The sequence below is a fragment of the Frankia canadensis genome (assembly GCF_900197875.1).
Classification (GTDB): Bacteria; Actinomycetota; Actinomycetes; order Frankiales; family Frankiaceae; genus Frankia; species Frankia canadensis.
Genome location: NZ_FZMO01000455.1, coordinates 1 through 1171, shown reverse-complemented (window position 1 = coordinate 1171; position 1171 = coordinate 1). Strand labels below are relative to the sequence as shown.

The following is a 1171-nucleotide window of genomic DNA, read 5'->3' as shown; positions in this document are numbered from 1 at the left end:
CCTCCGGCACTCTGGATCTTCCCGTGGCTGCTTGACATTGATGGGAGCCTTCACCGGACGATCGCTGTTGCTGCTTGCGACCTGGATCACCGCGAGGCCAGGCTTTGCCGAGCTCACCGGGGCCGCAGACTCGTGCTGCTGTCGCTTCCTGCTCGCAACGCCGTTAGGCGCTGTCGGCATTCAGCACGTTTGGTATCGACGGGGTTTGCGGGGTCGTGGTACGTCACACCGTGGTAGTGGCCGACGACGGCGTCGGAGAGCGCGTAGCGCAGCCCGTGGGTTTCCAGTGCGAGGGAGGCGGGGCCGAGCGTGTCAGCGAAGCCGGCGAACCGCTCGTCCACGCTGAGGATCAAACCGGCCGACAGGCCGATGATGTCGGCGACTCGGCGGAAGACCGGGGTGTTGGCGATGAGGGTGCACGCCGGGTGGCAGCGCCGCTTGTGCACCCCGGGAAACGACCGTGCCGGTGGTAGTCCGATACTCGCCCACAGCTCGTGACGGCGTCCCGCCCAGATGTCGAGACTGGCCCCCGGCCCCTGGTGCTGTTCGAGCCAGTGAAACCGGGCCTGGACTGCCCACAGGTCCGGTTCCGCGGCCAAGTCGGCGAGCATGACGCCCAGGCAGTCAGGCTGGGTGAAGGTCACGTCGCAGTCCAGGAACCACAGGTGCGATGCATCCTCGTGGGCCAGCGCGAAGGCACGCAGGACATCACCGTGGCTGTTGACCGCCGACTCGGCCGCCGGCCACGGTGAGAGTTCCCACGCCACGGCGAGATCCTGTGTCGCGGCCCGGAGATCAGCAAGCCCGTCGTCGGTGGAGTGGTTGTCGAGAACGGTGATCCGAAGTTCCCCGCCCTTCATGCGGCTGTCGTGTGTCGCGACCAGGGTACGCAGCGCGAGCTCGGTGAACTCGGAACTGTTGTGGTTGACGATGCAGGCTTCTACGAGCGTTGCTGCCATGGCCTCGTTCCCGCTATCCGTATGCGCCACCGACGGGCACCTAGCTGCTTGACATCCATAGGAGCATCCTTCGGCGTGCCGGCGGGGTCGAGCGGTGCGACCGTCGGCGCGAGGCTGTCGACTTTGGTCGGATGCCAGGGGACGGGCGGCGTCCTAGCCTCGGCGCATGCCCTTCGCGATCAGGAACCCCCCGCTCGGCCTGGGTCCCGGCC

General features: G+C 67.3%; 1 protein-coding gene. It reads right to left on the bottom strand.

Going from position 1 to position 1171, the window contains the following annotated elements:
- Positions 1–113 precede the first annotated feature (113 nt).
- A complete protein-coding gene (locus C1A33_RS26025) occupies positions 114–959 on the bottom strand; it encodes a glycosyltransferase family protein (RefSeq protein WP_101834174.1) in 846 nt (281 codons plus the stop codon).
- Between the last annotated feature and the right edge of the window lie 212 nt (positions 960–1171).